The sequence below is a fragment of the Actinomycetota bacterium genome (assembly GCA_030019255.1).
Taxonomy (GTDB): Bacteria; Actinomycetota; Geothermincolia; order Geothermincolales; family RBG-13-55-18; genus Solincola_A.
Genome location: JASEFK010000009.1, coordinates 95,788 through 117,879, shown reverse-complemented (window position 1 = coordinate 117,879; position 22,092 = coordinate 95,788). Strand labels below are relative to the sequence as shown.

19 protein-coding genes and 2 tRNA genes are annotated in these 22,092 nt (G+C 63.7%); 2 read left to right on the top strand and 19 right to left on the bottom strand.

The genetic code is table 11. From position 1 onward, the window contains the following. The 5 genes from QME84_09305 to QME84_09285 all read right to left on the bottom strand — a co-directional run. The coding region (locus QME84_09305; protein MDI6874458.1) for a GTP-binding protein at positions 1 to 245 on the bottom strand (245 nt) is incomplete at its 3' end. A gap of 181 nt (positions 246 to 426) precedes the next feature. Further along, positions 427 to 503 (bottom strand) — tRNA-Met (locus tag QME84_09300). A gap of 53 nt (positions 504 to 556) precedes the next feature. Beyond that, positions 557 to 632 (bottom strand) — tRNA-Thr (locus QME84_09295). A 44-nt stretch (positions 633 to 676) separates the two neighbouring features. Continuing rightward, on the bottom strand, positions 677 to 1,327 hold the full coding sequence (locus QME84_09290; GenBank protein MDI6874457.1) for a DUF1638 domain-containing protein: 651 nt from the start codon (positions 1,325 to 1,327) through the stop codon (positions 677 to 679). A 454-nt stretch (positions 1,328 to 1,781) separates the two neighbouring features. Next, on the bottom strand, positions 1,782 to 2,357 hold the full coding sequence (locus QME84_09285; protein ID MDI6874456.1) for an SCP2 sterol-binding domain-containing protein: 576 nt from the start codon (positions 2,355 to 2,357) through the stop codon (positions 1,782 to 1,784). A gap of 284 nt (positions 2,358 to 2,641) precedes the next feature. On the opposite strand from QME84_09285, the gene QME84_09280 reads away from it, so the two are divergent. Both QME84_09280 and QME84_09275 read left to right on the top strand, forming a co-directional pair. Then, entirely contained in the window at positions 2,642 to 4,102 is a 1,461-nt protein-coding gene (locus tag QME84_09280) for a CoA-binding protein (protein ID MDI6874455.1), read from the top strand. Between the two features lie 191 nt (positions 4,103 to 4,293). Continuing rightward, on the top strand, positions 4,294 to 5,184 hold the full coding sequence (locus QME84_09275; protein ID MDI6874454.1) for a DMT family transporter: 891 nt from the start codon (positions 4,294 to 4,296) through the stop codon (positions 5,182 to 5,184). Here QME84_09275 and QME84_09270 read toward each other — a convergent pair. From QME84_09270 to nadA, 14 genes are all read right to left on the bottom strand, one after another. Further along, entirely contained in the window at positions 5,179 to 5,910 is a 732-nt protein-coding gene (locus tag QME84_09270) for an amino acid ABC transporter ATP-binding protein (protein ID MDI6874453.1), read from the bottom strand. The two genes, QME84_09275 and QME84_09270, sit on opposite strands and share 6 nt — an antisense overlap. 343 nt (positions 5,911 to 6,253) lie before the next feature. Continuing rightward, the gene (locus QME84_09265) at positions 6,254 to 7,033 is read right to left on the bottom strand and encodes an amino acid ABC transporter permease (protein MDI6874452.1); all 780 of its coding nucleotides are present in this window, start codon (positions 7,031 to 7,033) and stop codon (positions 6,254 to 6,256) included. A 323-nt stretch (positions 7,034 to 7,356) separates the two neighbouring features. After that, positions 7,357 to 8,157, bottom strand: a complete 801-nt coding sequence (locus QME84_09260) for a basic amino acid ABC transporter substrate-binding protein (protein ID MDI6874451.1) — start codon at positions 8,155 to 8,157, stop codon at positions 7,357 to 7,359. 111 nt (positions 8,158 to 8,268) lie between these two features. Continuing rightward, complete coding sequence (locus QME84_09255; protein ID MDI6874450.1) at positions 8,269 to 9,378, bottom strand: nitroreductase family protein; 1,110 nt, start codon at positions 9,376 to 9,378, stop codon at positions 8,269 to 8,271. A gap of 495 nt (positions 9,379 to 9,873) precedes the next feature. Beyond that, positions 9,874 to 10,254, bottom strand: coding sequence for a response regulator (locus tag QME84_09250; GenBank protein ID MDI6874449.1), 381 nt, complete (start codon positions 10,252 to 10,254; stop codon positions 9,874 to 9,876). Between the two features lie 73 nt (positions 10,255 to 10,327). Next, entirely contained in the window at positions 10,328 to 10,726 is a 399-nt protein-coding gene (locus tag QME84_09245) for a response regulator (protein MDI6874448.1), read from the bottom strand. A 14-nt stretch (positions 10,727 to 10,740) separates the two neighbouring features. After that, the gene (locus QME84_09240; protein ID MDI6874447.1) at positions 10,741 to 11,658 is read right to left on the bottom strand and encodes a methylenetetrahydrofolate reductase; all 918 of its coding nucleotides are present in this window, start codon (positions 11,656 to 11,658) and stop codon (positions 10,741 to 10,743) included. Next, positions 11,655 to 12,926, bottom strand: a complete 1,272-nt coding sequence (locus QME84_09235; protein MDI6874446.1) for a GAF domain-containing sensor histidine kinase — start codon at positions 12,924 to 12,926, stop codon at positions 11,655 to 11,657. Before QME84_09235 ends, QME84_09240 begins: the two co-directional genes overlap by 4 nt. Continuing rightward, positions 12,923 to 13,606 (bottom strand): methylenetetrahydrofolate reductase C-terminal domain-containing protein, encoded by a 684-nt coding sequence (locus QME84_09230; GenBank protein MDI6874445.1) that lies wholly within the window; start codon positions 13,604 to 13,606, stop codon positions 12,923 to 12,925. The genes QME84_09235 and QME84_09230 overlap by 4 nt, the downstream gene beginning before the upstream one ends. After that, positions 13,603 to 15,237, bottom strand: a complete 1,635-nt coding sequence (locus QME84_09225) for an NADH-ubiquinone oxidoreductase-F iron-sulfur binding region domain-containing protein (GenBank protein MDI6874444.1) — start codon at positions 15,235 to 15,237, stop codon at positions 13,603 to 13,605. The genes QME84_09230 and QME84_09225 overlap by 4 nt, the downstream gene beginning before the upstream one ends. Continuing rightward, positions 15,234 to 17,924, bottom strand: a complete 2,691-nt coding sequence (gene fdhF / locus QME84_09220; GenBank protein ID MDI6874443.1) for a formate dehydrogenase subunit alpha — start codon at positions 17,922 to 17,924, stop codon at positions 15,234 to 15,236. Before fdhF ends, QME84_09225 begins: the two co-directional genes overlap by 4 nt. A gap of 381 nt (positions 17,925 to 18,305) precedes the next feature. Further along, on the bottom strand, positions 18,306 to 19,724 hold the full coding sequence (locus QME84_09215) for a CoA-binding protein (protein ID MDI6874442.1): 1,419 nt from the start codon (positions 19,722 to 19,724) through the stop codon (positions 18,306 to 18,308). Between the two features lie 215 nt (positions 19,725 to 19,939). Then, positions 19,940 to 21,022: a tRNA 2-thiouridine(34) synthase MnmA gene (mnmA, locus tag QME84_09210; GenBank protein MDI6874441.1), complete on the bottom strand. Its 1,083-nt coding sequence runs from the start codon at positions 21,020 to 21,022 to the stop codon at positions 19,940 to 19,942. A gap of 79 nt (positions 21,023 to 21,101) precedes the next feature. Next, positions 21,102 to 22,052 (bottom strand): quinolinate synthase NadA, encoded by a 951-nt coding sequence (gene nadA / locus QME84_09205; protein MDI6874440.1) that lies wholly within the window; start codon positions 22,050 to 22,052, stop codon positions 21,102 to 21,104. Positions 22,053 to 22,092: the final 40 nt, after the last annotated feature.

Sequence of the window (22,092 nt, the reverse complement as noted above, 5' to 3'; positions counted from 1 at the left end):
TCCACGTGGGCGTAGTGGCGCTTCTCCGTCTGGTACTCCACGTGGGCGATGGCTATGGTGATGCCCCTCTCCCTCTCCTCGGGGGCGTTGTCTATGGAATCGAAGGACCTCTCCTCCACGTCCAGCCCCTGGTTGTGCAGGCACCGGGTGATGGCCGAGGTCAGGGTGGTCTTCCCGTGGTCCACGTGCCCGATGGTGCCCACGTTGACGTGCGGCTTGGTCCGCTCGAACTTCTTCTTGGCCATTTTGACCCTCCCGAGACGATCTTTCGCTGTTTCCCGCCCGGCTCCGGTCCTCCACCGGAGCCCCTCGAAACCCGTCGCCCCGTTTAAAATCCCGCAAATAAATTTACGGGAAACCCGCGGCGGGCTCCCTTCACGCCGTCAGTGCCATCCTCTATATGTCCAGGGAACATCCCTCGTTTCCTGGTAGCGGTGAGAGGACTCGAACCTCTGACCCCACGGGTATGAACCGTGTGCTCTAACCAGCTGAGCTACACCGCCACTGCCTTTACTCCAAAAACCATTATAGATAAACCGTAAGAGGTATCAAGCAATGGAGCCCGCTAGCAGACTCGAACTGCTGACCCCATCCTTACCATGGATGTGCTCTACCAACTGAGCTAAGCGGGCTCGCCGAAGCCGGGCATCCAAAAGACCCGGCGTAAGAAATATTACTACACGCAACCGGTCTTATCAACAGCATCCGCGCGAAGGAACATGTCCGGTGTAAGCTCCGTTCCCCTCTCGACCACGAGGAATTCCCGGTTCCAGTCCCCGTCCAGCATCATCCGCAGCATGCGGTTGGATCCCGGGATCTCTTGGTACCGCAACCCGAGGGACTTGGCCATAGAGCGGGCCGCCTCACGGCATTCCTCCAGAGCGTAATTCCCGGTGTTTATGAGGACCACCCGGCGGTAATTGGCCATCATGGCCCTCGCCACCCGCATGGCCTTCTCCAGTCCGTAGCGCTCCACGAGCCTGGCGTAATCGCTAAGTGGATATTCCGCCGCCCTTATCCATCCCTTGGTCAGGTAGTAGGTTCCCGGTTCCTCGCGCATGCGCCGGAGGTGCTCCTCCCGGGAACCCAGGAAAAGGGCTATACAATCATCGACGCGGGGCACGATGAGGCGATGACGGCGGGAGCGCAGCCCCGCCACGGCGTGGGAACAAAGCCCGTATCCCAGTACGACGTCCCCTTCGCCGGGAACCTCGTCGATGCGGCGCTGTAGCTCCTCGTGGAGCCTGTCCGGGTGAACGTGCAGTCCGAACTCCAGCTCCACCAGGCGGTCGGGATCGGCGCCCATGAGGATCAGTTCCTCGGCCACCGTGGCACAGGCTATTATCCAGCGATCCTCGTCCCCGCGGTACAGTGCTCACCCCTCCTTCCCTACCATTCCATGCCCCCTTTAGCGAAGCATCCCGTTCCGTCTAATAGGAGGAACTTTTCCTGCGGGATGTCTAACCCTCATGGTCAATACCCGCAAACGAACCTCAGTGGTATGGTAAATATTACCATCTCCCGCCCAGCCCTTCTTCCGCGCATCCCCGAGGTACGGCGAACACTGCTGACCGGTTGGCAATGCGTCACGGACGGGTGGACTAAAGATCCACAAGCGTTCCCTTCCGGTATCATAGCCGGTCCGCCGTTCGGTCGGTCCTACACGAGGATACCGCGAGAAAGCGCCCGCGGAAAAGGTAAGGGCGGGATCCGGGATCCCGCCCCCCTGGATATCGGCGGTTCGCGCCAGGGAGTTCCCTACGCCTTCCTTCCGGCCCCGATCAGGCCAGGAGATTCCCCAGGGACATGGCGAAGGACATGTCACCGTCGATCTTCAACTTGCCCTGCATGAAGGCCATGGGGCCGGGCAGCTCGCCGGACTGCACCTTGGCCCAGTCCTCCAGGGCCGCCTTGAAGGTTACCGCCGGGGAATCGGCGTTGTTGAAGACCACCTTGATCTCCGCCGTGGAACCGTCGGGCATCCCCACCTCGAGGTTCATGGTCCCCTTGGTGCTGCGCAGGGCGTCGTACCTCTTGCGGCTGGCCACCTCCCCCATGTTGGTGAAAGCGTCCATGGCCCCCTCCATCTTGCCGGTGACCGCCTTGCGCCACACGTCCTCGGAGAGCACCAGCTTGATCATCGGGTTATCCAATGCTCCCTCGGAGATATTAACGTCCTTGGCATCCTTCACGGTGATACCGTACTTGTACTCCTGGTCGCCCTGGATGTCGAACTCGACGGTGAACTCCGTGCCCTCCATCCCCGCGATGGGAGCCTTGGCTAGCTGCTCCTCCACCATCTTGGGCACGATCTCCTCGAAATACTGCTTGACGGTGATGTCCTCGGGTACGTCCATGTCCTACCTCCTTTTATCCCCTACGTTTTTCCGACCCGTCCGGTTAAAGTTTCGCGAAAGCTCCCGCGACCGTTCGTTTACTGGTGTCACCCGCCGAAACTTTACGGAACTGACATGTCATTACTATAATTGGCGCGTGGCGAATAGTCAATAAAAATTTTTCTTCCGTTCAGGTTCGGCCTGCGGAGGCGGGCCGTCCCCCTTGTGGCTCGGCTTCCCCGGGGGTTTAATATGGGATTGACCGACGAGGCTCCGGTCATGCAGCAGTGGAGGAACCCGAAGGAGTGATAGCGAATATGGACCCCAGGCTCAGGAACCTCGACTTCGCCTTCAACCCCCGCTCCATAGCCTTCATCGGCGCCACCGAATCCTTGCGCAAATGGGGTTTTCTCATCCTCAACAACCTGCTCACCGGGGGCTACGCGGGGGAGGTCTACCCGGTGAATCCCGGCAGGGACACCGTCCTGGGCCTCAAGGCCTATCCCCGCGTCCGGGACATCCCGGCAGAGATAGACCTGGCCGTGTTCACCGTCCCCTCCCGGCAGGTGATGGAGGCCCTTCAGGACTGCGTGGAAAAGGGAGTCAAGGCCGGGCTGGTGATCACCGCCGGGTTCAAGGAGCTCGGGGAACGCGGCGAGGCCATGGAAAGGGACCTGGTAAAAAAAGCCAGGGATGGAGGGATGGTGCTCATCGGGCCCAACTGCCAGGGCATCTGCTGCCCGGCGAACGACCTCTATCCCTGGATGCCCATCCTCTTCCACCCTCCCCGGGGGCGCATAGGGTACGTCTCCCAGAGCGGCAACATCCTCAACATGCTCATCGGCCACGCGGCCACCGCCGGGCTGGGTGTCTCCAAGGCCGTCTCCAGCGGCAACGAGGCCGACCTGCGCACGGTGGACTACTACACCTACCTGGGGGAAGATCCCGACACCGAGGTCATCGTCTCCTACATCGAGGGCCTCCAGGACGGCCGCGACTTCGTCGCCCGGGCCCGCGAGGTGACCCGCCGCAAGCCCATCGTGGTCCTCAAGGGAGGGCGCACCAGTTCCGGGATCTCAGCCGCCAGGTCGCACACCGGGGCCATGGCGGTAAGCGAGGAGCTCTTTGAGGCCGCCTGCCGCCAGGCGGGAGTGGTGGTCACCCGCTCCATAGAGGAATGCGGAGTAACCGCCGCTGCTTTCGTCAACCGGCCCCTCCCCCGCGGCAAGCGGGTGGGCATCGTCACCGGCGGAGGAGGGCTGGGGGTCATCGCCTCCGACTTCTGCACCGAGATCGGGCTGGAGGTGCCTCCCCTTTCCAACCGGACTCTGGAAAAGCTGGAGAAGATGCTCCCCGACTGGTGGGTCCCGGGAAATCCCGTGGACTTGGTGGCCGGGTTGGACTTTTCAGTCATCAAGCCGGTCATCGAGACCCTCATGACCAGTGGGGAGGTGGACGCGGTGATGTTCCTGTGGATAGGCGCACCGCGCCTGAAGAACGCCCGCATCAAGGGAGAGCGGGGCATGGACCTCACCGGGGTCTGGCGGACCATGGACCAGTACTTCCTGGAGCACATCGGTGAGCTCTACCAGCTCATGCATCAGCTGCAGGTCCCTCTCTACATCGCCACTTCCCTGCGCCTTGAAAACGGCGGCGGTGACCCCTCCGAGGGCTGCCCTCCCCTGATATTCGACAGCGTGGAGTCGGCCTGCCGGGCGGTGAGCGCCATGGCCGACTACCACCGGTACCGTGAAACGGTATCCTGACGCCGAAAAGGCGGGGCCCGGTGCGGATTCCCAGTACTGCCGCGGGGGTAGCCCCCATCGGGTGGTTTTTACTCCTTCCGGCGGAGCGAGAGTCGCCCTTTCGCGCGGGAACGGGACGGGGAGGGCGGTGGCCGTCCCAGGAGGTGCGCCGCGCCGAGCCCTGACCATGACGGTCCGGTAAGAGGCGGAAGATGACAAGTTTCAGGAAAATCCTTCCATCTAGGGACCGGCAGGCCGAGCTGGCCCTCCTTTCGGTCACCGTGGTCTGGGGACTGACCTTCTCCCTGGTCAAGAGGACCCTGGAGTCGGTGACCCCCTTCATCTTCATGACCTACCGCTTCTTGCTGGCCTTCCTGGTCATGCTGGCCGCAAGCCACCGTGTCCTGCGCACCCTGGATCGACGCGCCGCGTCCGCGGGGTGCCTCCTGGGCCTCTTCCTTTACGCCGCCTACTCCTTCCAGACCTTCGGCCTGAAGTACACCTCGGCGGGAAACGCCGGGTTCATCACCGGCCTCTTCGTGGTCTTCGTCCCCGTCCTCTCCACCCTGATCCTTAAGAAGAGGCCCGGGCCGCTCTCACTGATTTCGGTGGCAGTGGCGGTGGTGGGACTGGGATTTCTCTCCCTGCAACCCGGCCTGCGGGTCAACTCGGGGGACCTGCTGGTCCTGGCCTGCGCCTTCACCTATTCCCTGCACATCATCTACATGGACCGCTTCGTCCGGGAATACGACCTCCTCCTGCTCACCCTGGTGCAGATGGGGGTGGTGGCCCTCCTGCAGGCCGCATCCGCCTTCCTGTTCGAGGATTTCATGCTGCCCCGCGGGGGCTACGCCTGGATGACCATCGCCGTCTGCGGTATCTTCGCTTCCGCAGCGGCCTTTTTCATCCAGGCCTGGGCCCAGCGCCATATTTCCCCGGTGCGCACCTCGGTGGTCCTGATCATGGAGCCGGTCTTCTCCGTGCTCTTCGGGATGATCCTGCTGGGGGAGAGGCTCACCTGGCGCGGCTGGCTGGGCTGCGGGCTCATGCTGGCCGGCATGCTCATCACCGAGGTGCGCCCGGAGAGGGCGGGCCCCTCATAGGTGGGAGAGGATCTTGGAGAAGAAGTCCCTGGCCCGGGGGCTCTTCGGCTTGGTAAATATTTCCACCGGCTTACCCTCCTCCACTATCTCCCCCTCGTCCATGAAGATGAGCCGGTCGCCCACTTCCCGGGCGAAACCCATCTCGTGGGTTACCACCAGCATGGTCATCCCCGAGCGGGCGAGGTCCTTCATGGCGTCCAACACCTCCTTGACCAGCTCCGGGTCCAGCGCCGAGGTGACCTCGTCGAAAAGCATGATGTCCGGGTCCATGGCCAGGGCGCGGGCGATGGCCACCCTCTGCTGCTGGCCACCGGAGAGCTGGGAAGGGTAAGCGTGGGCCTTGTCCTCCAGGCCCACCCTCCTAAGGAGCTGCATGGCCTTCTCCTCCGCCTCCTCCTGCTTCATCTTCCTAACCTTGACCGGGGCCAGGGTGATGTTGCGCAACACGGTGAGGTGGGGGAAGAGGTTGAAGCTCTGGAAGACAATCCCCACCTTCTGGCGCATGGCGTTGATGTCCACCCCGCTGTCGGTGATGTCCACGCCCTCGATGAGTATCCGGCCGCTGGTGGCGTGCTCCAGCCCGTTGATGCAGCGCAGAAGGGTGCTCTTGCCCGAGCCGCTGGGGCCCACGATGACCACTACCTCGGAGGGCCTGACCTTCAAGTTGATACCCTTGAGCACCTCGTGGTGCCCGAATTTCTTGTGGAGATCCTGGACCTCCACCATGAAGCTCATGCGCCTGTACCTCCTCGCCCGGCCGGGAACCTCTCGCCCGGGGCCATGGCCTCTCTCCTTCTCCCACCTGGTATCCCGAAACAGCCCGCAGGAACATAATATAGAGTTCCGGGGCCGCGGGCCAGTTCCCTCCCCGGGGATACTTCTCCCCGGCGCGCCCCGGGGAGGTCACCACCGCGCATCTCATGCCTCGGGCCGGTCTATTCCGAGAACGCCTCGCCAGCTCGGTCCGTGAGGCGGGGCTGGACCACGGCGCCGTAACGGGTGATGGCGACCTCCCTTCCCCGGCGCCCCGGCTTCCCCTCCCCTTTCTCCAGGTCACGCCCCGTGACCCTCAGCGGCCCGCCGAGAGACGATCGGTTACGTACTGGACCAGGCGCATGAGGGGAAGGGTGATGATGAGGTAGCATATGGCCGCGCATACCAGGGGGGTCACGTTGTAGTATTTTCCCATCATCTCCGTCCCTCTCCGCAGCACCTCGGCCAGGGCGATCACCGAAAGCAGGGAGGTGTCCTTGAGCAGGGCGATGAACTCGTTGGAGAGGGGCGGTATGACGTTGCGTATGGCCTGGGGAAGGACGACGTAGCGCATGGCCTGCAGGTAGCCCATGCCCAGGGAGCGAGCCGCCTCCATCTGTCCCTTGTGGATGGACTCGATACCGGCGCGGAAGATCTCCGCCTCGTAAGCGGCATAGCAGATGGTCAGGGCGGCCACCCCGGCCACGAAGGGATCCAACTTGAACCCCAGGTAGGCCAGCCCGTAATAGACGATGAAGATCTGGAGCAGCAGGGGGAGCCCCCTGATCACGTCGATGTAGATGATGGCCAGCACGCGGAGGATGGGGTTGCGCGATATCCTGGCCAGGGCGATGACCAGGCCCACGACGAGGATGAAGACCTCGGAGACCAAGGCCAGCCTGACGGTCAGGGACAGCCCCCTTATCACGTAGGGCATGGACTTGCGGAAAGTCCTGGCGTTGAAGAACTCGTTGATGAAGGTCCTTCCGGCCTCGAAACGCAGGAAGAAAACCACTAGGAAGGCCAATATGCCCAGGGACAGGACCGTCCCCAGGACCCAGATAACCTTTCTCCAACGCTCGTCTATGGCAGGCACCTCCCCTCCGTACTCCGCAGGTTAAGCGGGCGGAAACCATGTACCGAACCGCCGGCCTCCGTTCCCTCTCCGGTCGCGGAAACCGGTCCATTTCCAGGCGCGGTCAGCCCCGAACCAAAACCGGGGCGGAAAGACAAAACCCGGTGCAGGTAATTCCCGTCTCCCGGTTTCCGCCCGGCCCTCCGTCCACCCCTTTCCGGAACGGGTTGTGCCGGTGGCCCAACTCTGGGCTTCCCCAGTTGCCGGGTCACCGGATATATAAAAGGGGCCCGCCCCGTGGCAGGCCCCCGGAATCACTCCGCGCCATCCGAGGAGTATCTCGCTTAGGCCTTTCCGAACCACTTCTCGTAGATGGTGTCGTAGGTACCGTCCTTCTTCATCTCGGCCAGCGCCTCGTTGATAGCCTCCAGAAGCTGAATGTTCCCTTTCTTCACCCCGATGCCGTATTTCTCGTCGGTCTTGATGGTGGCCACCACCTCGGTCTTTCCCCGGGTCTTGCTGATGTAGGCGTTGACCGGGTAATCGTTGACGATGGCGTCGATGCGGCCCAGCTCCAGGTCCTCGAAGGCCATGAGGATGGTGTCATACTTGCGGATCTCCTTAATGCCGGGGATCTCCTCGGCGGTGAACTGCCCCGTGGTGTCCACCTGCACCCCGACCACCTTACCGGCCAGGTCGGCCTCGCTCTTGATGGAGGTGTCGCCCTTCCTCACGGCGATGGACTGGTCGGAATCGATGTAAGGATCGCTGAAGTCGATCTCCATCTTGCGCTCGTCGGTGATGGTCATGGCGGACATGACGATGTCGTAATCACCGGTCTTGAGGCCAGGGATGATCCCCTCCCACTTGACGGAGACCACCTCCAGCTCCAGGCCCAGCCGCTTGGCGATCTCCCTGGCCAGGTCCACGTCGAATCCCACCGCCTCCCCCTTGTCGTCGATGGACTCGAAGGGCGGGTAGGTGGTGTCGCTGCCCATGAGGAGCTTGCCCTCCTGGATGGTGGTTACCTTGACCTCTTCCTCCTTTCCCTCCTCCTCGGCTTCTCCACAGCCTGCAAGCAGGGCCACGACCAAAGCCAGGACGAGAAAAACGCTCAGCAGGACGATGCCCTTTCCCCTTCTCATCTCCCCTCCTTTTTCTAAAACTGCACCTCCCTTGAGAATGGGGAAATTATATTATTATCTTCGCGCGATTGGAAGCAAACCGCTAAGCGACGCCGGATCCGGCAGCGAACCTTACCTGATGCCCATTATCCCCGCTAAACGGAATTCAGGGGTCATGCCCACCGCCCGAGCCGCCCGCCCGACGTCGAACCCGTCCAGGCGAAGGCCCACCGACCAGCCCAGGGAGGCGGCCATGAGGGTGAGGTGGGAAAAGGCGATGGGCAGGTCCACCATCCAGAAGGGCTTCTCGAAGAAGGTGGCTTCCCAACCTCCAGGCTGGCCCAGACCCACCACGGCGGCTCTCCAATCCTCAACCGCGCCGCAGGCCTCGGCTATCTCCACCAGGTTCCCCTCCCCGGTGACGGCCACGAAGCGCCACCGCTGGGCGTTCCCCGCGCTGGGAGCCAGTCGGGCCGCCTCCAGGCAGGCCTCCAGGCCCAGTTTCAGCGGCACATCACCCCCGCCGGAACGGTCCTCCGCCATCCAGCGCAACAACCCCGCCACGTCCTGGGTCGGCGACGTGGAGAGGGACGCGGGTTCCCCTTCCCCGACCGGAAAGGGATTTTCCAAGCTCTGCCAGCGGGCTACGGCGGGAAGCGGCTTGCGATGCCGGGATATGGTGCGGTAGACCAGGTGATCGAAGTCCGCCGCGCGTACCCTGGGCTTGGGCTTCCCGAAGGAGACCAGCGCCGGGACCACTGTTCCCGCTTCCAGCCTCAGCGCCTGCCGTACCTCCTCCTGGTTTATCCCTCCCAGCCAGCAGGTGCCCAGTCCCTGCTCCGTGAGCCAGAGCACCGTATCCTGGGCCGCGACCACGGCCCGCGTGAGCCTCCGCGGCGTCTCGCTCCGCACGTCTTCGGCGGGAACGGCCAGGACCAGAAAACCGTAGACCGGGGCCCTCGAAAGCCACAGGTTTATCTTGTTGGGTGCTCCCCGGTGGGCACGGCGCTTAATTCCCTCCACCGTTCCGGTGTCGGTTACCACCAGCAGGTCCCCTTCTTCCGCGCCGCGCGCGGAGACCGCCAGGCTCACCGCTTCACGAAGCCGTTTCTCCAACCCGCTTTCCCTCTCCATAGGAAGGTACTTCCGGTGCGAGCGCCGGGCATAGAGGGTCTCCCAGAAGGTCCAGGGCGTGCGGGATAGGGAGAGGTAATCGCGCGTCGGCTCCTTGGTCCTTTCCATGATGCCTCCTGCCGGAAATCCCGTCCTTGCGATTTCGCGTAATATTCTTCCCTCCCGGGCATGGGGAGTCAACGGCAGCGTTCGGAACTCCTTCCCGTAAAGCGCGAACGTTGACGGCGGGATAAACGAAAAACCCGGTGCAAGAGAACTTCCCGTCAAACTAAGCTCGCGAAATTATAAGCTTCGCGGTCGCACTCCCACACCGTCGAAAGAGGGGTTTTCACTCAGCCTTTGCCCAAGACGGCATGCCTTATTATCGTCCACAACCTCTCCGGGCGGGTATGCCGCGAGTCACTCAGGCATATCGCGTCGTGCTTAACGGTTAAAACATTTCCCTCTCCAGCAGCGAAAAGGAAGGACTTTCCATCATCGCCGGTTCCTTGTCGTAGGGACTCGGTGCAGGATCTGGACGTTGATTCTGGACGTTGATTCCCTCTTTCATCCGGTCACTTCCGAGAGTGAAACGGGAAGCTGGAAGAATCCGCGTCTCGCGGGTCATTCCCCGATCAGCTTCTTCACGCTCTCCAGGAGGGCGTCCGGTTCCACCGGCTTCTCGATGTAGTCGTCCGCCCGCACCTCCATGCCCCGGCTGCGCGGGATCTCCGTCTCTTTGGTCATACGGGAGCCGAAGCTGGTCAAGAGCATAAGCGGGATCTTGCTCAGCTCCTCGTCGGCCGCGATCTCGTCCGCCGCGGTGAAGCCGTCCTCGACGGGCATGATCACGTCCAGGATGATCAGGTCCGGCTTCACTTCCCGGGCTTTGGCGATCCCCTCGTCCCCGTCGTAGGCCACCACCACCTCGTACTTCTCCTCCAGCACGGTGCGCGTGGCCTCCACGAAATCCCGGTCGTCGTCCACGAGCAGAACCTTCTTCATCTTCCCCTCCTTTTGTCCCCAAGCGGCTGAATCCCTTATTTTCTTCATACCCCCGGCTCGCGGGTGCGAAACCTCAGGCTCCCTTCCTGGCCAGGGCCTTGCGTACCCTGTCCAGTACCACGTCCGGGTCTATGGGCTTCTCGATGTAATCGTCCACGTCCATGCGCACTCCGGTCTCCAGCTCGTAACGGCGCTGGCTGGCCTCCTCCCGCACCGAGGTCAGGACGATGATTGGTATTTCCTTCCACCTGGCCCAGCGGGGATCCTGGAGGGTCTTGCACACCCCGTATCCGTCCAGGCGGGGCATGAGCAGGTCCAAAATGATCAGGTCCGGGTTGAGCTCCCTTATCCTGGCCAGTCCCTCCTCGCCGTCGCTCGCGGAATACACCTCGTAGCCCTCTCCTTCCAGGAGGACAAAGAGAGCGTCCACGATGTCCGGGTCGTCGTCGATAACCAGTATCTTGGCCGCCATGGATACGCACCTCCTCAGAGCACGGGCCGGGGGAGCAACCCCGCCCTCTCCATTATCTCGGGCACCACTTCCTCCCAACCCACCGCCTGGACGTGGATCCCGTGCACGCCGGGGATCTCCTTGACCTCCTCGATGATCTCCAGGATGATGCGGATGCCTTCCTCCCTCACGTCCTTGGCCCCCTCCAGCCTCCTTATCATCTCGTCGGGCACCTCCACCCCCGAGACGTACTTCTGCATGTAGCGGGCCATTCCCACCGACTTCACGGGGATGATTCCCGCCAGGATGTGGACTTTCTTGTCCAACCCGGCATCGCACACCTCCTCCATCCATCGCCGGAACTTGGGTACGTCGTACACCGCCTGGGTCTGGATGAAATCGGCCCCCGCCTCCACCTTCTTGGCCAGGCGGGCGGAGCGGAACTCGAAGGGGTCGGCATAGGGGTTCTCCACCGCCCCGATGAACAGCGGGACCTCGCTCCCCACCTCCTCGCCGCAGATGAAGCGCCGCTCGTCCCGCATGTCCTTGACCGCCTTGATGAGCTGCACGGAATCGATGTCGAAGACCCGCTTGGCCTCTGGGTGGTTGCCGAACTTCACGTGGTCGCCGGAAAGACAGAGGATATTCCTTATCCCCAGGGCCACCGCCCCCAGCACGTCCCCCTGGAGTCGGATGCGGTTGGCGTCCCGGCAGAGCATCTGCATGACCGCATCCAGTCCCATGCGCCGCAGGATGGCGCAGGCGGCCAGGCTGCACAACCGCACCACCCCGGTCTGGTGGTCGGTGACGTTGAAGGCGTCCGCAGCGTGACCGATCTGCTCGCCCTTGGCCTCTATCACCCGGGCGGACGCGCTCTTGGGGGGTCCGATCTCCGCGGTGACCGCGAAGTGCCCGGCCTCCAGCACTTTTTCCAGGTTGCTGCCCGATTTCACGGCTCTTCCTCCTTCCGTCTCTCCCGGTAGGCGAGGTCGCAGACGGCACCCTTGGGTATGGTGAAGGTGACCCTGGTCCCGATGCCGCTCCCGGGAGCGGGGCTTTCCGCCCAGATCCTGCCGTGGTGCATCTCCACGATGCGCCGGCAGATGGAAAGCCCCAGGCCCGTACCCTCCTGGGCCTCCGGGTCACCCTTGAAGAAATCGTCGAAGATCTTGGGGAGGATCTCGGGCCGGATTCCGCATCCCTCGTCCTCCACGTATACCGTCACCTGATCCGGGTCCTGGAAGGCGCGGATGAAGATGCGCTTGCCCTCCGGCGTGTAGCGGACGGCGTTGGACACCAAATTGTTGACCAGCTGGCAGAGGCGGATCTCCGATCCGAAGATCTCCGGAAGGTTGGGGTCGATATCCACCACCAGCCGGATCCCCCTGGGCTCGGCCAGTCCCCTGGCCACCTCCACGCAGTTCTCCAGGACACTGCTCCAGGACACCGTCTCCAATTCGGGGGCGATGAGCCCCGCCTCCAGCTTGGAGAGGTCCACGATGTCGCTGATCATCTGCAACATCCCGTCGATGCGCTTCACGCTACGCTCCAGCCAGGTCCTCTGCTTGTCGTTCACCGGGCCCGTGCTTCCCCTCAGGATGACCTTTATGTAGCTCTGCACCGCAGCCAGGGGGGCCTTGAGGTCGTGGGCCACCATGCGGATGAAGTGCAGGAAACGCTCCCGGTCCTCGCTCAGGCGGCGCAGCTCCTCACGCGCCCTCTCCGCCTCCTGGGCCACCCGGTCGTGCTCCTCCTCCTTCTCCAGGACCAGCCCGGAGAGCTCGGCTATGGAATCCAGAAAGTCTATCTCCTCGGCAGTGAAATCTCGCACCTCCGAGGTATAGATGCGCATGATTCCCTTGATTCCTCCATAGGAACGCATGGGGATGGAGAGGATGGAGGCGATGCCCTCCCTGCGGGCCGCCTCCGGGTACTGCACGCGGGGGTCATGCGCCGCATCCCGGATGAACACCGCCTTCCCGGATAATACCTCCCGGACGGTCTCGTCCACCTCGATGTGGCCCTTGTTCACGTATTCGGGACTTATCCCGTAGCTGACCCGGTGGTAGAGCCTGTCCCCTTCCGGGGTGAGAAGGAGCAGCGAGCATCCCTTGGCCTCCGTGCCCAGGGTTATGGATTCCACGATGGCCCTTAGGACGTTCTCCACCCCCACGGCGGCGATGACCGGCTTGGAGATCTCGTAAAGAAGCCGTTTCCTCATTTTTCCTTGCTCTTCTCCTCGGGAGGGGGAACCGGGATGCGCATGCGGCGGGCTCCCCCGCTGAGGGACCGGCTCCAGTCCTTGTAGGGCCGGATGAGGGAGAGTTCCTCCAGCCTGCCCAGGGCCTTCATGCGGTCGTAGATGAGCTGCCAGCCGCAGGGAAGCCCGGGGTCCACCTCGCACTTGCCGGCCACCGACCCCCCGCAGGGCCCGTTGAACAGGCTCTTGGCGCAGTGGACGATGGGACATACTCCCGCGTAATCCCCCAGCAGGCAGTCCCCGCACTGGGCGCATTCCTCGACGAAGAACCCGGGCTCCGCCTCCCGCCCGATGAACAGGGTGTCCAGCGCGGGAAGCACCGGGAGGTCGGTGTAGTCGGAGACCATCCTCACCCCCAGGGAACAGGAGAGGATCAGCACGGCCTGTGCGTCCTCTAAAAGGGGCCGGAAACCCTTTTGAGCCTCACCGGGAAGTGGTTCGCAGGCCACGGGGATCACGGTCCTCGAGGCCACAGTCACCCCCCTCTCCTCCAGTTCCCGGGCCATCTCCTCCACCTGGCGGAGTCCTCCCGTCTCGGCCATGGTGGGGCAGGTCCCACATCCCACGAGGCTGACCTTCCTCGCTTTCCCCAGCAGACGGATTATCTCCTCCAGGCCCTTCTGTCTGGTGATGCTCTTCATCCTCGTACCCCCATCCCGTATGCCTTCCCCGATCCGGAAACCGTACCTTCCGTTTCATCTCCACCGCCGGAGCGTAAGCCGAAATCCTCCGGGAAGAATTCCATGCAGGCCCGTATCACCGGAAAGGTCCTGAGCAGCTGCGGGCAGAGGGCCAGAAGCTCCGCTCTCTCCAGCAGGTCCGCCATTCCCCGCCTCCCTTCTTCCCCGGTGCCGCCTTCCACGATGGAAGCCAGCACCGCGGCCGCGGCCGTCGGGGCCGTTCTTCCCGGCGTGCACCCGCCGCAACATTCCCCCTCCGCCGTAGCCAGCATGCGCTGCGCCCATCCGGCCATGCAGGTGGACTCGTCCAGGACCAGCAATCTCCTCGTGCCGCCGGGAATTTCCACCCGCTCCACACCGGACGGGTAGATACGGTTATCCATCCCCTCCAGGTAAAAGGCCCGGGGCGGCCGTTCTCCCGGAACTCCCTTCAGAAGACCCTCAAGATCCGAGGCGGAAAGGGAAGGCGGCGGCTCCAGCCACCGGGACGCCCCGTCCGGACTCACGGCGATCAGCGTCCGGCGCTCTTTCCATTTCTCTCCGCCGCCCTCTTGCTCCAGAACCCAGGGCAGTTTCCAGAGCGCCACGGCCCCGCACACCAGGGTGGGCGGGTCGAGGCGCAGGGGGCCGTCCCGGCCGCATATGGAGGCCGCCCTCCAGAGCATCATCCCCTGCAGGAACGCGGCCACGCCTATGTCCCGCCGGCATGGGATGGAAAGCGGGCCGGGAAGCACCTCCCACTCCAGCCCCGCCTCGGATGCCGCCTCCGCCGCCGCCAGGCGAAGGCGGGCTTCCAGCTCCTCCAGGTCCCAGGGAAGGAAAAAGATAACCTTCCTCGCCCCCAGGGCGGCGGCGGCCAGGACCGCCCCGGCGGCCACGACCTCCGGGCAGGACCTGGAGACCAGCAGATCGACACTCCCCTCCGAGGATGGACCCACCGCATCGCAGACCAGCAGGGCGGGAGGTCCGGCTCGTGCGAGGGGAGAGGAAAAACCGCATTCCTCCTCCAGGAACTCGCGGACCGACGTTGGATCCCGGGAGACCTCCTTCAGGGATCCCGTGTCCGGCGGCCGGGATAACCCCTTCCCGGACAGCGAGGCTAGCCAGGGGGATATCTCCCCTTCCGGAACCTCCACCGCTCCAGGGAACCGCTCTTCCTCCGGCAAGGGATAGGCGGAGAGGTCCCGGCGATCGAGGATCATGGTAAGTTCTTCCAGTTCACTCACCCGGAAACCCTCGATCAACCTCTCCCCCTCGCCGGGAAGGCGTGCCGTCAGCGCCGGTGAACGGTGAGGCCGCGCCAGTCCGGGTACCCGGAACACCTCGGCCCGCATGCCCAGTTTGGCAAGGGCACGCTCCGTCTCCGCTTCTGGCTCCACCGCCGCGCACGCAGGGCCGGAACATAACTGTAAAAGAGGCCGACCCGGGGGGCGGGTGAGCTCGGGGAACTGGCTGCAGAAACCGTAGACCCGGCTGGTAGGTATGCGCAGGCTGCGGGCTATGGTCTCCATGTCCTGACCGCTTAGGTACCCCTTCTCCCTGACCACGGAGACCACGGCGGACGCCAGGCCGGGCTGAGGGGGAACGTTCATCCTTCATCCCTCCCTTCCACTTTCTCCACCTTGACCGCGCACACCTTGAGGTCCGGTATCTTGCTCACCGGGTCCAGGGCGGGATTGGTGAGCAGGTTGGCGTTCTCCTCCCGGAAATGGAAGGTGGCGAATACCACCCCCGGCTGCAGGCGGGAGGAAATATGAGCCCGGCTGACCAGGGAACCCCTCCGGGAGGTGACCCGCACACCGTCTCCCTCGGAAAGGCCCAGGCGGGCGGCGTCCTGGGGATTCAGGGAGACCCAGCCCCGCTGCACCTTCTCCGCCAGGCCGCGCACCCTCCGGGTGAGGGAGCCGGAATGATAGTGGTAGAGCAGCCGCCCGGTGGTGAGGAGGAAGGGATATTCCTCGTCCGGCAGTTCATCCGCCGGCCGGAAGCTCACCGGGGTGAGCCTTCCCTTTCCCCGCGGGAAGGCCTCCACGTGCAGTACCGGCGTGCCGGGGTGGTCCTCATGGGGGCACGGCCACTGCAGGCCTCCCTCCTCCAGGCGCCGGTAGCTGATACCGGCGTAAGACGGGGTGAGGGAGGCGATCTCCTCCATGATACCGGCGGGCCCGGAATAGTCCATGGAATAGCCGAGCCGCTTCGCCAGGCTCACGATCACGGAGGCATCGTCCCTCGCCTCCCCGGGCGGTTCCACCGCCTTGCGCACCCTCTGTACCCGTCGCTCGGTGTTGGTGAAGGTGCCGTCCTTCTCCGCGAAACAGGCTCCTGGCAACACCACGTGGGCCAGTTCCGCCGTCTCGGTCAGGAAGATGTCCTGCACCACCAGGAGATCCAAGCGTCGCAGACCCTCCTCCACGTGCCCGATATCCGGATCGGTGACCAGGGGATTTTCACCCATGATGTAGAGGGCCTTGATCTCGCCCTTACGGGCGGCCTCCATCATTTCCATCACCGAAAGGCCGGGTGTTCCCGGCAGCTCTTTCCCCCAGGCCCGGGAGAACCTCGCGTTGATCTCCGGGTCGTCAACGCGCTGGTATCCCGGGAAGAAGTTGGGAAGGGCGCCCATGTCGCAGGCCCCCTGCACGTTGTTCTGCCCTCGTAGGGGGTTGATGCCCGCCCCCTCCTTTCCCAGGTTGGCGGTGAGGAGGGCCAGGTTGGCCAGGGCCATGACATTGTCCGTCCCGGTTACGTGCTGGGTGATACCCATGGCGTAAAGGATGGCCGCCCTCTCCGCCTCCGCATACAGGCGCGCCGCCTCCCGTAGGTCCCCGGCCGGTATTCCGGTGATTTCCTCCACCCGTTCCGGGGGGTAATCCTCCAGTGCCCGGCGCAGCTCCTCGAACCCTTCCGTGCGCTCGCGCACGAACTTCTCGTCGTAAAGGCCCTCCTCCAGGATCACCCGGGCCATGCCGTTTATCCAGGCCACGTCGGTGCCCGGCCGGGGCCGCAGCTGCAGCACGGCATAACGGGCGACGGGGAGCTCGCGCGGGTCCACGACGATGAGCTTCGTCCCCCCGGAAAGCACAGCCCGCTTGATGACCTCCCCGATTACTGGGTGGTTGACGGTGGGGTTGCTTCCGATGAGCAGCATCACCTCCGCCCTCTGGAGGTCGGAGATGGAATTGGTCATGGCCCCGCTTCCCAGCACTGCCGCCAGACCGGCGACGGTGGGGCTGTGTCATAAGCGGGCGCAATGGTCCACGTTATTGGTCCCCACCACCGCGCGGGCGAACTTCTGCAGGAGGTAGTTTTCCTCGTTGGTGGCCTTGGCCGAGGAGAGGAAGGCGATGGAATCCGGGCCGTGTTCCTCCCGGATGGCCGCCAGCCGGGAGGCCACGAAGTCCAGGGCCTCTTCCCACTCCACCTCCACCAGGCCCTCCTCCTTCCTGATAAGCGGCTTCCGAAGGCGGTCGGGGTGATCCACGAAATCCAGCCCGTAACGTCCTTTCACGCAAAGGCTCCACCCGTTGACCGAATTCTCCGCTCCCGCCTCCACCCCCACGATGCGGTTTTCCCTCACCTTGAGGACCAGAGAACAGCCCACTCCGCAGTAGGGGCAAACCGTGACCACCCTCTTGTCTTCCACTCCCCGGTGCAGATAGGGCTTTTGGAGAAGCGCCCCCACGGGGCAGATGGAAGCGCACAGCCCGCAGAACTCGCATACCGAGGCCTCCAGGTGGGTGTCCAGTACCGTTCCCGGCCGGGCGTGAGCGCCCCGGCCGAGCATCTCGTAATTCCCCACTCCCTGGATTTCATGGCAGGCGCGCACGCACAGTCCGCAGGAGATGCACTTGGACAGGTCGCGGTGGTAGAAGGGATTGGCGTCCACCACGGGCCGGAAATCCTGGTTCAAGGGGAGCTCCCGGCCGCTCACTCCCAGCCCGGCGGCCAGCTCCTTGAGCCGACAGCCGTTCGCCGCCTCGCAGACTTCGCAGTGCACGGGATGGGCAGTGAAAATGAGCCGCAGCGCTTCCCGGCGAGCCTCGAGCACCCGTTCCGTGTCCAGGAGGATGGACATGCCCTCGCACGCCGGGGTATCGCAGGCAGTGAGGAGGCTTCCGCTCCCTTCCTCCTCCACCACGCAGACCCGGCATGAGCCCTGGGTGGACACGGCGGGATGGTGGCACAAGGTGGGTACCTTGAACCCCGCTCTAACCGCCGCCTCCAGGAGCGAGTCCCCCTCCTCGAGCTCAACCTTTACGCCGTTGACCCTGAGCTCCATGGCCTCTACCTCCGTGATACTCGACGGGCATCCACTCCCGAGGAAACCCGGTTCATCCCGGACTCAATACGGAAAAGTAGCGCGGTACAACAAGCGTCGTCGGCGACGGTGGTGGGAATGGAGCTTGGTCTATGCACCGTCTGTTGCGGGGTTGGTGGGGCGAAGCCGCTATCCTTGGTGCCTTCAGTGTTATGAATATACCCCGAGCTGACTTCCGATAAACCGGCTTTCCCGAGATCCTTACGGACCCTTCAACTCGTGCTCATAACCTTCAAAGTAGGGATGGGGCAAAGAGATCGGGTTAAGTCTTGGCTTTCCAGGTTAATCACCAAGGGTGTGGTTCCAAGAGGTCCCGTCCCCAGCGGATGGAGATCCGCGCCCTTACTTTCCCGAGCCCCCGGCAAACTTTCCCCGGAAAGACCGGTAACGGTGCAGGGCGGCCAGGGCCCGGGCCGCCCTTTCCGGCGAGGGGATGACGGGTATTCCCGGCCCCAGGGCAAGGTCCAGGTCCTGGAGGAAGCCCCGGTCCCCCAGCGAACAGGCAACCAGGGGCTTTTCGGGCGCCAACTCCCGCAAGTTGGCGGCGCTGCCCAGGAAGTCCTGCACCGAGACTCCCCGGGCCTGGAACTCACGGAACACGGCGTAGGGCATGACCATGATGGAGAGCACCATGTCGATGCCGGGGTCCTCCAGGAGGGCCTTCATGGCCGGGAGGTAGGCGCCGGAGGGGCCCACGTCCAGGGGGTTGCGCACGTTCATCCACCGGGGAGCTATGTTCCTCATCCTGCTCTCGGTATCCCCCGAAAGGGCGGGCAGCGCGAGGCCCGCCTCTACCGCGGCGTCGGTGGCCAGGGCCCCCAGGCTCCCGCTGGAGGTGGCAATGCCCAGCCGGTTCCCCCGCGGCAGGGGCTGGGAGGAGAAGACCCGGGCCAGGTCCACGAGCTCCTCCAGGGTGCGGGCGCGAACGGCCCCCGCCTGTCGGAAGACCGCCTCATAGAGTGCGTCCTCCCCGGACATACTCCCCGTGTGGGAGGCGGTGGCCTCCCGTCCCTTTCCCGTGCGTCCGCTCTTCAGGATGAGCACCGGCTTGTCCGCGGTCACCCGGCGGAGGGTGTCCAGCAGTTTCCGACCATCGGCCGCCCCCTCCAGGTACATCATGATCACCCCGGTCCGGGGGTCGGCGTGCAGGTACTCCAGCACCTCGCATTCATCCACGTCCATGCGGTTCCCCAAGGTCACCGCCTTGGAGATGAAGACGCCCTGCTGGTGCAGGCCGTCCAGGAGGATGTTCCCAAAGACTCCGCTCTGGGCGATGACCCCCACCGTACCGGGGACCAGCGCCTCCTCCACCACCTCAACGGTAGAGAAACGGTTTTCGGTGTTGATGACCCCCACGCAGTTGGGCCCGATGACTCGAATGCCGTGACGGGCAGCCACCTCCCGGCACAATTCCTGGCGCGCCTTGCCTTCCCCTCCCACCTCTGCGAAACCGGCGCTCTCGATGACCGCGTTCCTGATACCGCGTTTCCCCAGTTCCTCGAGGGTGCGCGGCACGGCCTCGGCGGGCACGATGATCACGGCCAGGTCGGGATCTCCGGGAACGTCGGCCACGCGAGGATAAAGGGGCATTCCGTGCAGCTCGCCCCCGGCGGGATTTACGAGGTATAAGCGTTCTCCCCATCCCTGGCGCTGAAGGGCGAGGGGAAGGACGAAACCGAAACCGGGCGATCGGCGGGCGCCCACGATGACCACTCCCCGGGGCTCGAAAAAAGGCCGTAGATCGGAGTTTCCGGGCACCATCGATATTCACCCTCCTCCCTGGACCTTTCCGGATGGTTTCCGAAAAATTTCGTTATAAGCAAGTTATAGGCATCGCTGCCGACGTGCAAGTACCCGTCCATCCTCCGCCATGACCGCCGCCTTGTATATCCCGTGGAAAAAGGAGGGGAAGGCGAACCCCGGGCAGGACGCGTCCGAACGGATAATTAAGGCCGACAAGCGGAGGGAAAATTTTCCTAATCCAGCCTTCGCTCCGCGATTCCCCCGCCTATCACCTCGGCTTCCCGGTAGAAGACCACCGCCTGGCCCGGCGCGACAACCTTCTGTGGACTGGTAAACTTTACCATGGCCGATTCTCCTTCCAGGGGAACCAGCACGGCGGGAATCTCCTCCCCGCGGTATCGTGTAACCACCATAACTTCCAGCTCCCCGGTGGGAGCAAAGGCGCCCGTGTAGCTGACTTCCCGCAGGAAAACCCTTTCCTCCCTGTGGGGATCGCCGTCCACGATTATCGCGTTCCGGGAGGGATCCATATCCACTACGTACCAGCGACCGGGACGCGAGACCCCGAGCTTTCTCCTCTGGCCCAAGGTGTACAAGGGCAATCCTCGATGTGAACCCACCACCTCGCCCCTCCGGTCAAGGATGGGGCCCGGCTGGAACTCGGCCCTTCCCCTTTTGGCCAACAGGTCGACGTACCCGGCCTTTCCCACGAAGCACACGTCCTGGCTCTCACGCTTGTCGTGAACTTTCAGGCTGAGTTGCGCGGCGATCCTGCGGGTCAGTTCCTTGGTCATCTTCCCCAGGGGAAACAGGAGGCGGGAAAGTTTTTCCTGTTCGAGCATGTAAAGAAAATAGGATTGATCCTTGCGTGCGTCCATGCCCTTCAGGAGGAGGAACTCACCTCGTTTCGGGTCATACTCGACGCGGGCATAATGTCCGGTGGCCAGGTAATCGGCCCCCAAGGCCAGGCACCGTTCCAGGAGAACGTCGAATTTAATCACCCGATTACAGGCCAGACAAGGGTTCGGCGTCTCGCCCCGAAGGTAACCGTCGATGAAGTAATCGATGACCGCTTCCCGGAAAATTTCCTCCAAATCAAGCACATAGAAGGGGATGGAAAGAACCTGCGCCACTCTCCTGGCGTCATCCAAGTCCCGCAGGCCGCAACAGGTGCGGGGGCGCCCCTCTTCGGCGCCCGCGTCGAAGAGTTTCAGTCCCACGCCGATGACCCGGTAACCCTGTTCCTTGAGCAATGCCGCCGCCACGGAGGAGTCCACTCCTCCCGACATGGCCACCACGACCTTCTTGTTCTTCACCTCCTCCGACCTCCAGTCACGGAAAATACACCAGGCCTCGTCCGTGCGCGGAGTGATAAGTACCGCATGTACGGCTTTTCTACGCGGTCTCAGGGACCAGCATCCTCTCCACCGCGCGCAAAGCCCGTACGCGCACCGCCTCGGGGACCCTTACCCGCGGACGCAGGGTCTCCAGGGAACGCAGGACCTTGGAAAGGGTGGTCAACTTCATGTTCGGGCACAGGGGTTCCACCATCGGCGGGTGGAACCGCTTGTGAGGCAAGGCCTTCCGTAGCGGATGAAGCATTCCGCTCTCCGTGGCCACGATGAATTCCCGGGCCTCGGACTCCCGCGCCGCCTCCACCATCCCCGAGGTGCTGCGTATGTGATCCGCGAGCTCCAGCACTTCTTTCGTGCACTCGGGGTGGGCGATGATTTCCGCCCCGGGGTGAAGCTCCCTGGCCCTCAGGATGTGCTCCCTCCGAATGCCCTGGTGCACGTGGCAGTAACCGTTCCAGGGGATGATCCTCTTTTCCGGCACCCGTTCCGCCACGTAGGCGGCCAGGTTGCGGTCGGGAAGAAAAAGTATCTCGTCGCCTTCCACGCGGCGCACCACCTCCACCGCGTTGGAGGAGGTACAGCAATAATCGCTCAAGGCTTTCACCGCCGCCGTGGTATTCACGTAGGAAACCACCACCACTTCCGGGTGCTCCTCCCGGAACCTCTTCAGGTCCCGGGCGGCGGCCATGTCCGCCATGGGACAGCCGGCGTCGAGATCGGGAAGGACCACCACCCTGTCCGGGCAGAGGATGGAGGCCGTCTCGGCCATGAAATGCACGCCGCAGAAGATGATGACTTCCGCATCCGTGCGCGCCGCCTGACGCGCCAACCCCAGGGAGTCGCCCACGAAATCCCCCAGGTCCTGTATTTCCGGACGCTGGTAATTGTGGGCCAGGATCACCGCGTTCCGCTTTTCCTTCAAGGCGAGGATCCGCTCCACCAGGACTTCCTCGGGGAGCAGGAATTCCTCCTCGACGTGGTACTTCTTCATCTTCGGATCATCTCCATTCCCGACAGTCCCTTTTCAGTCC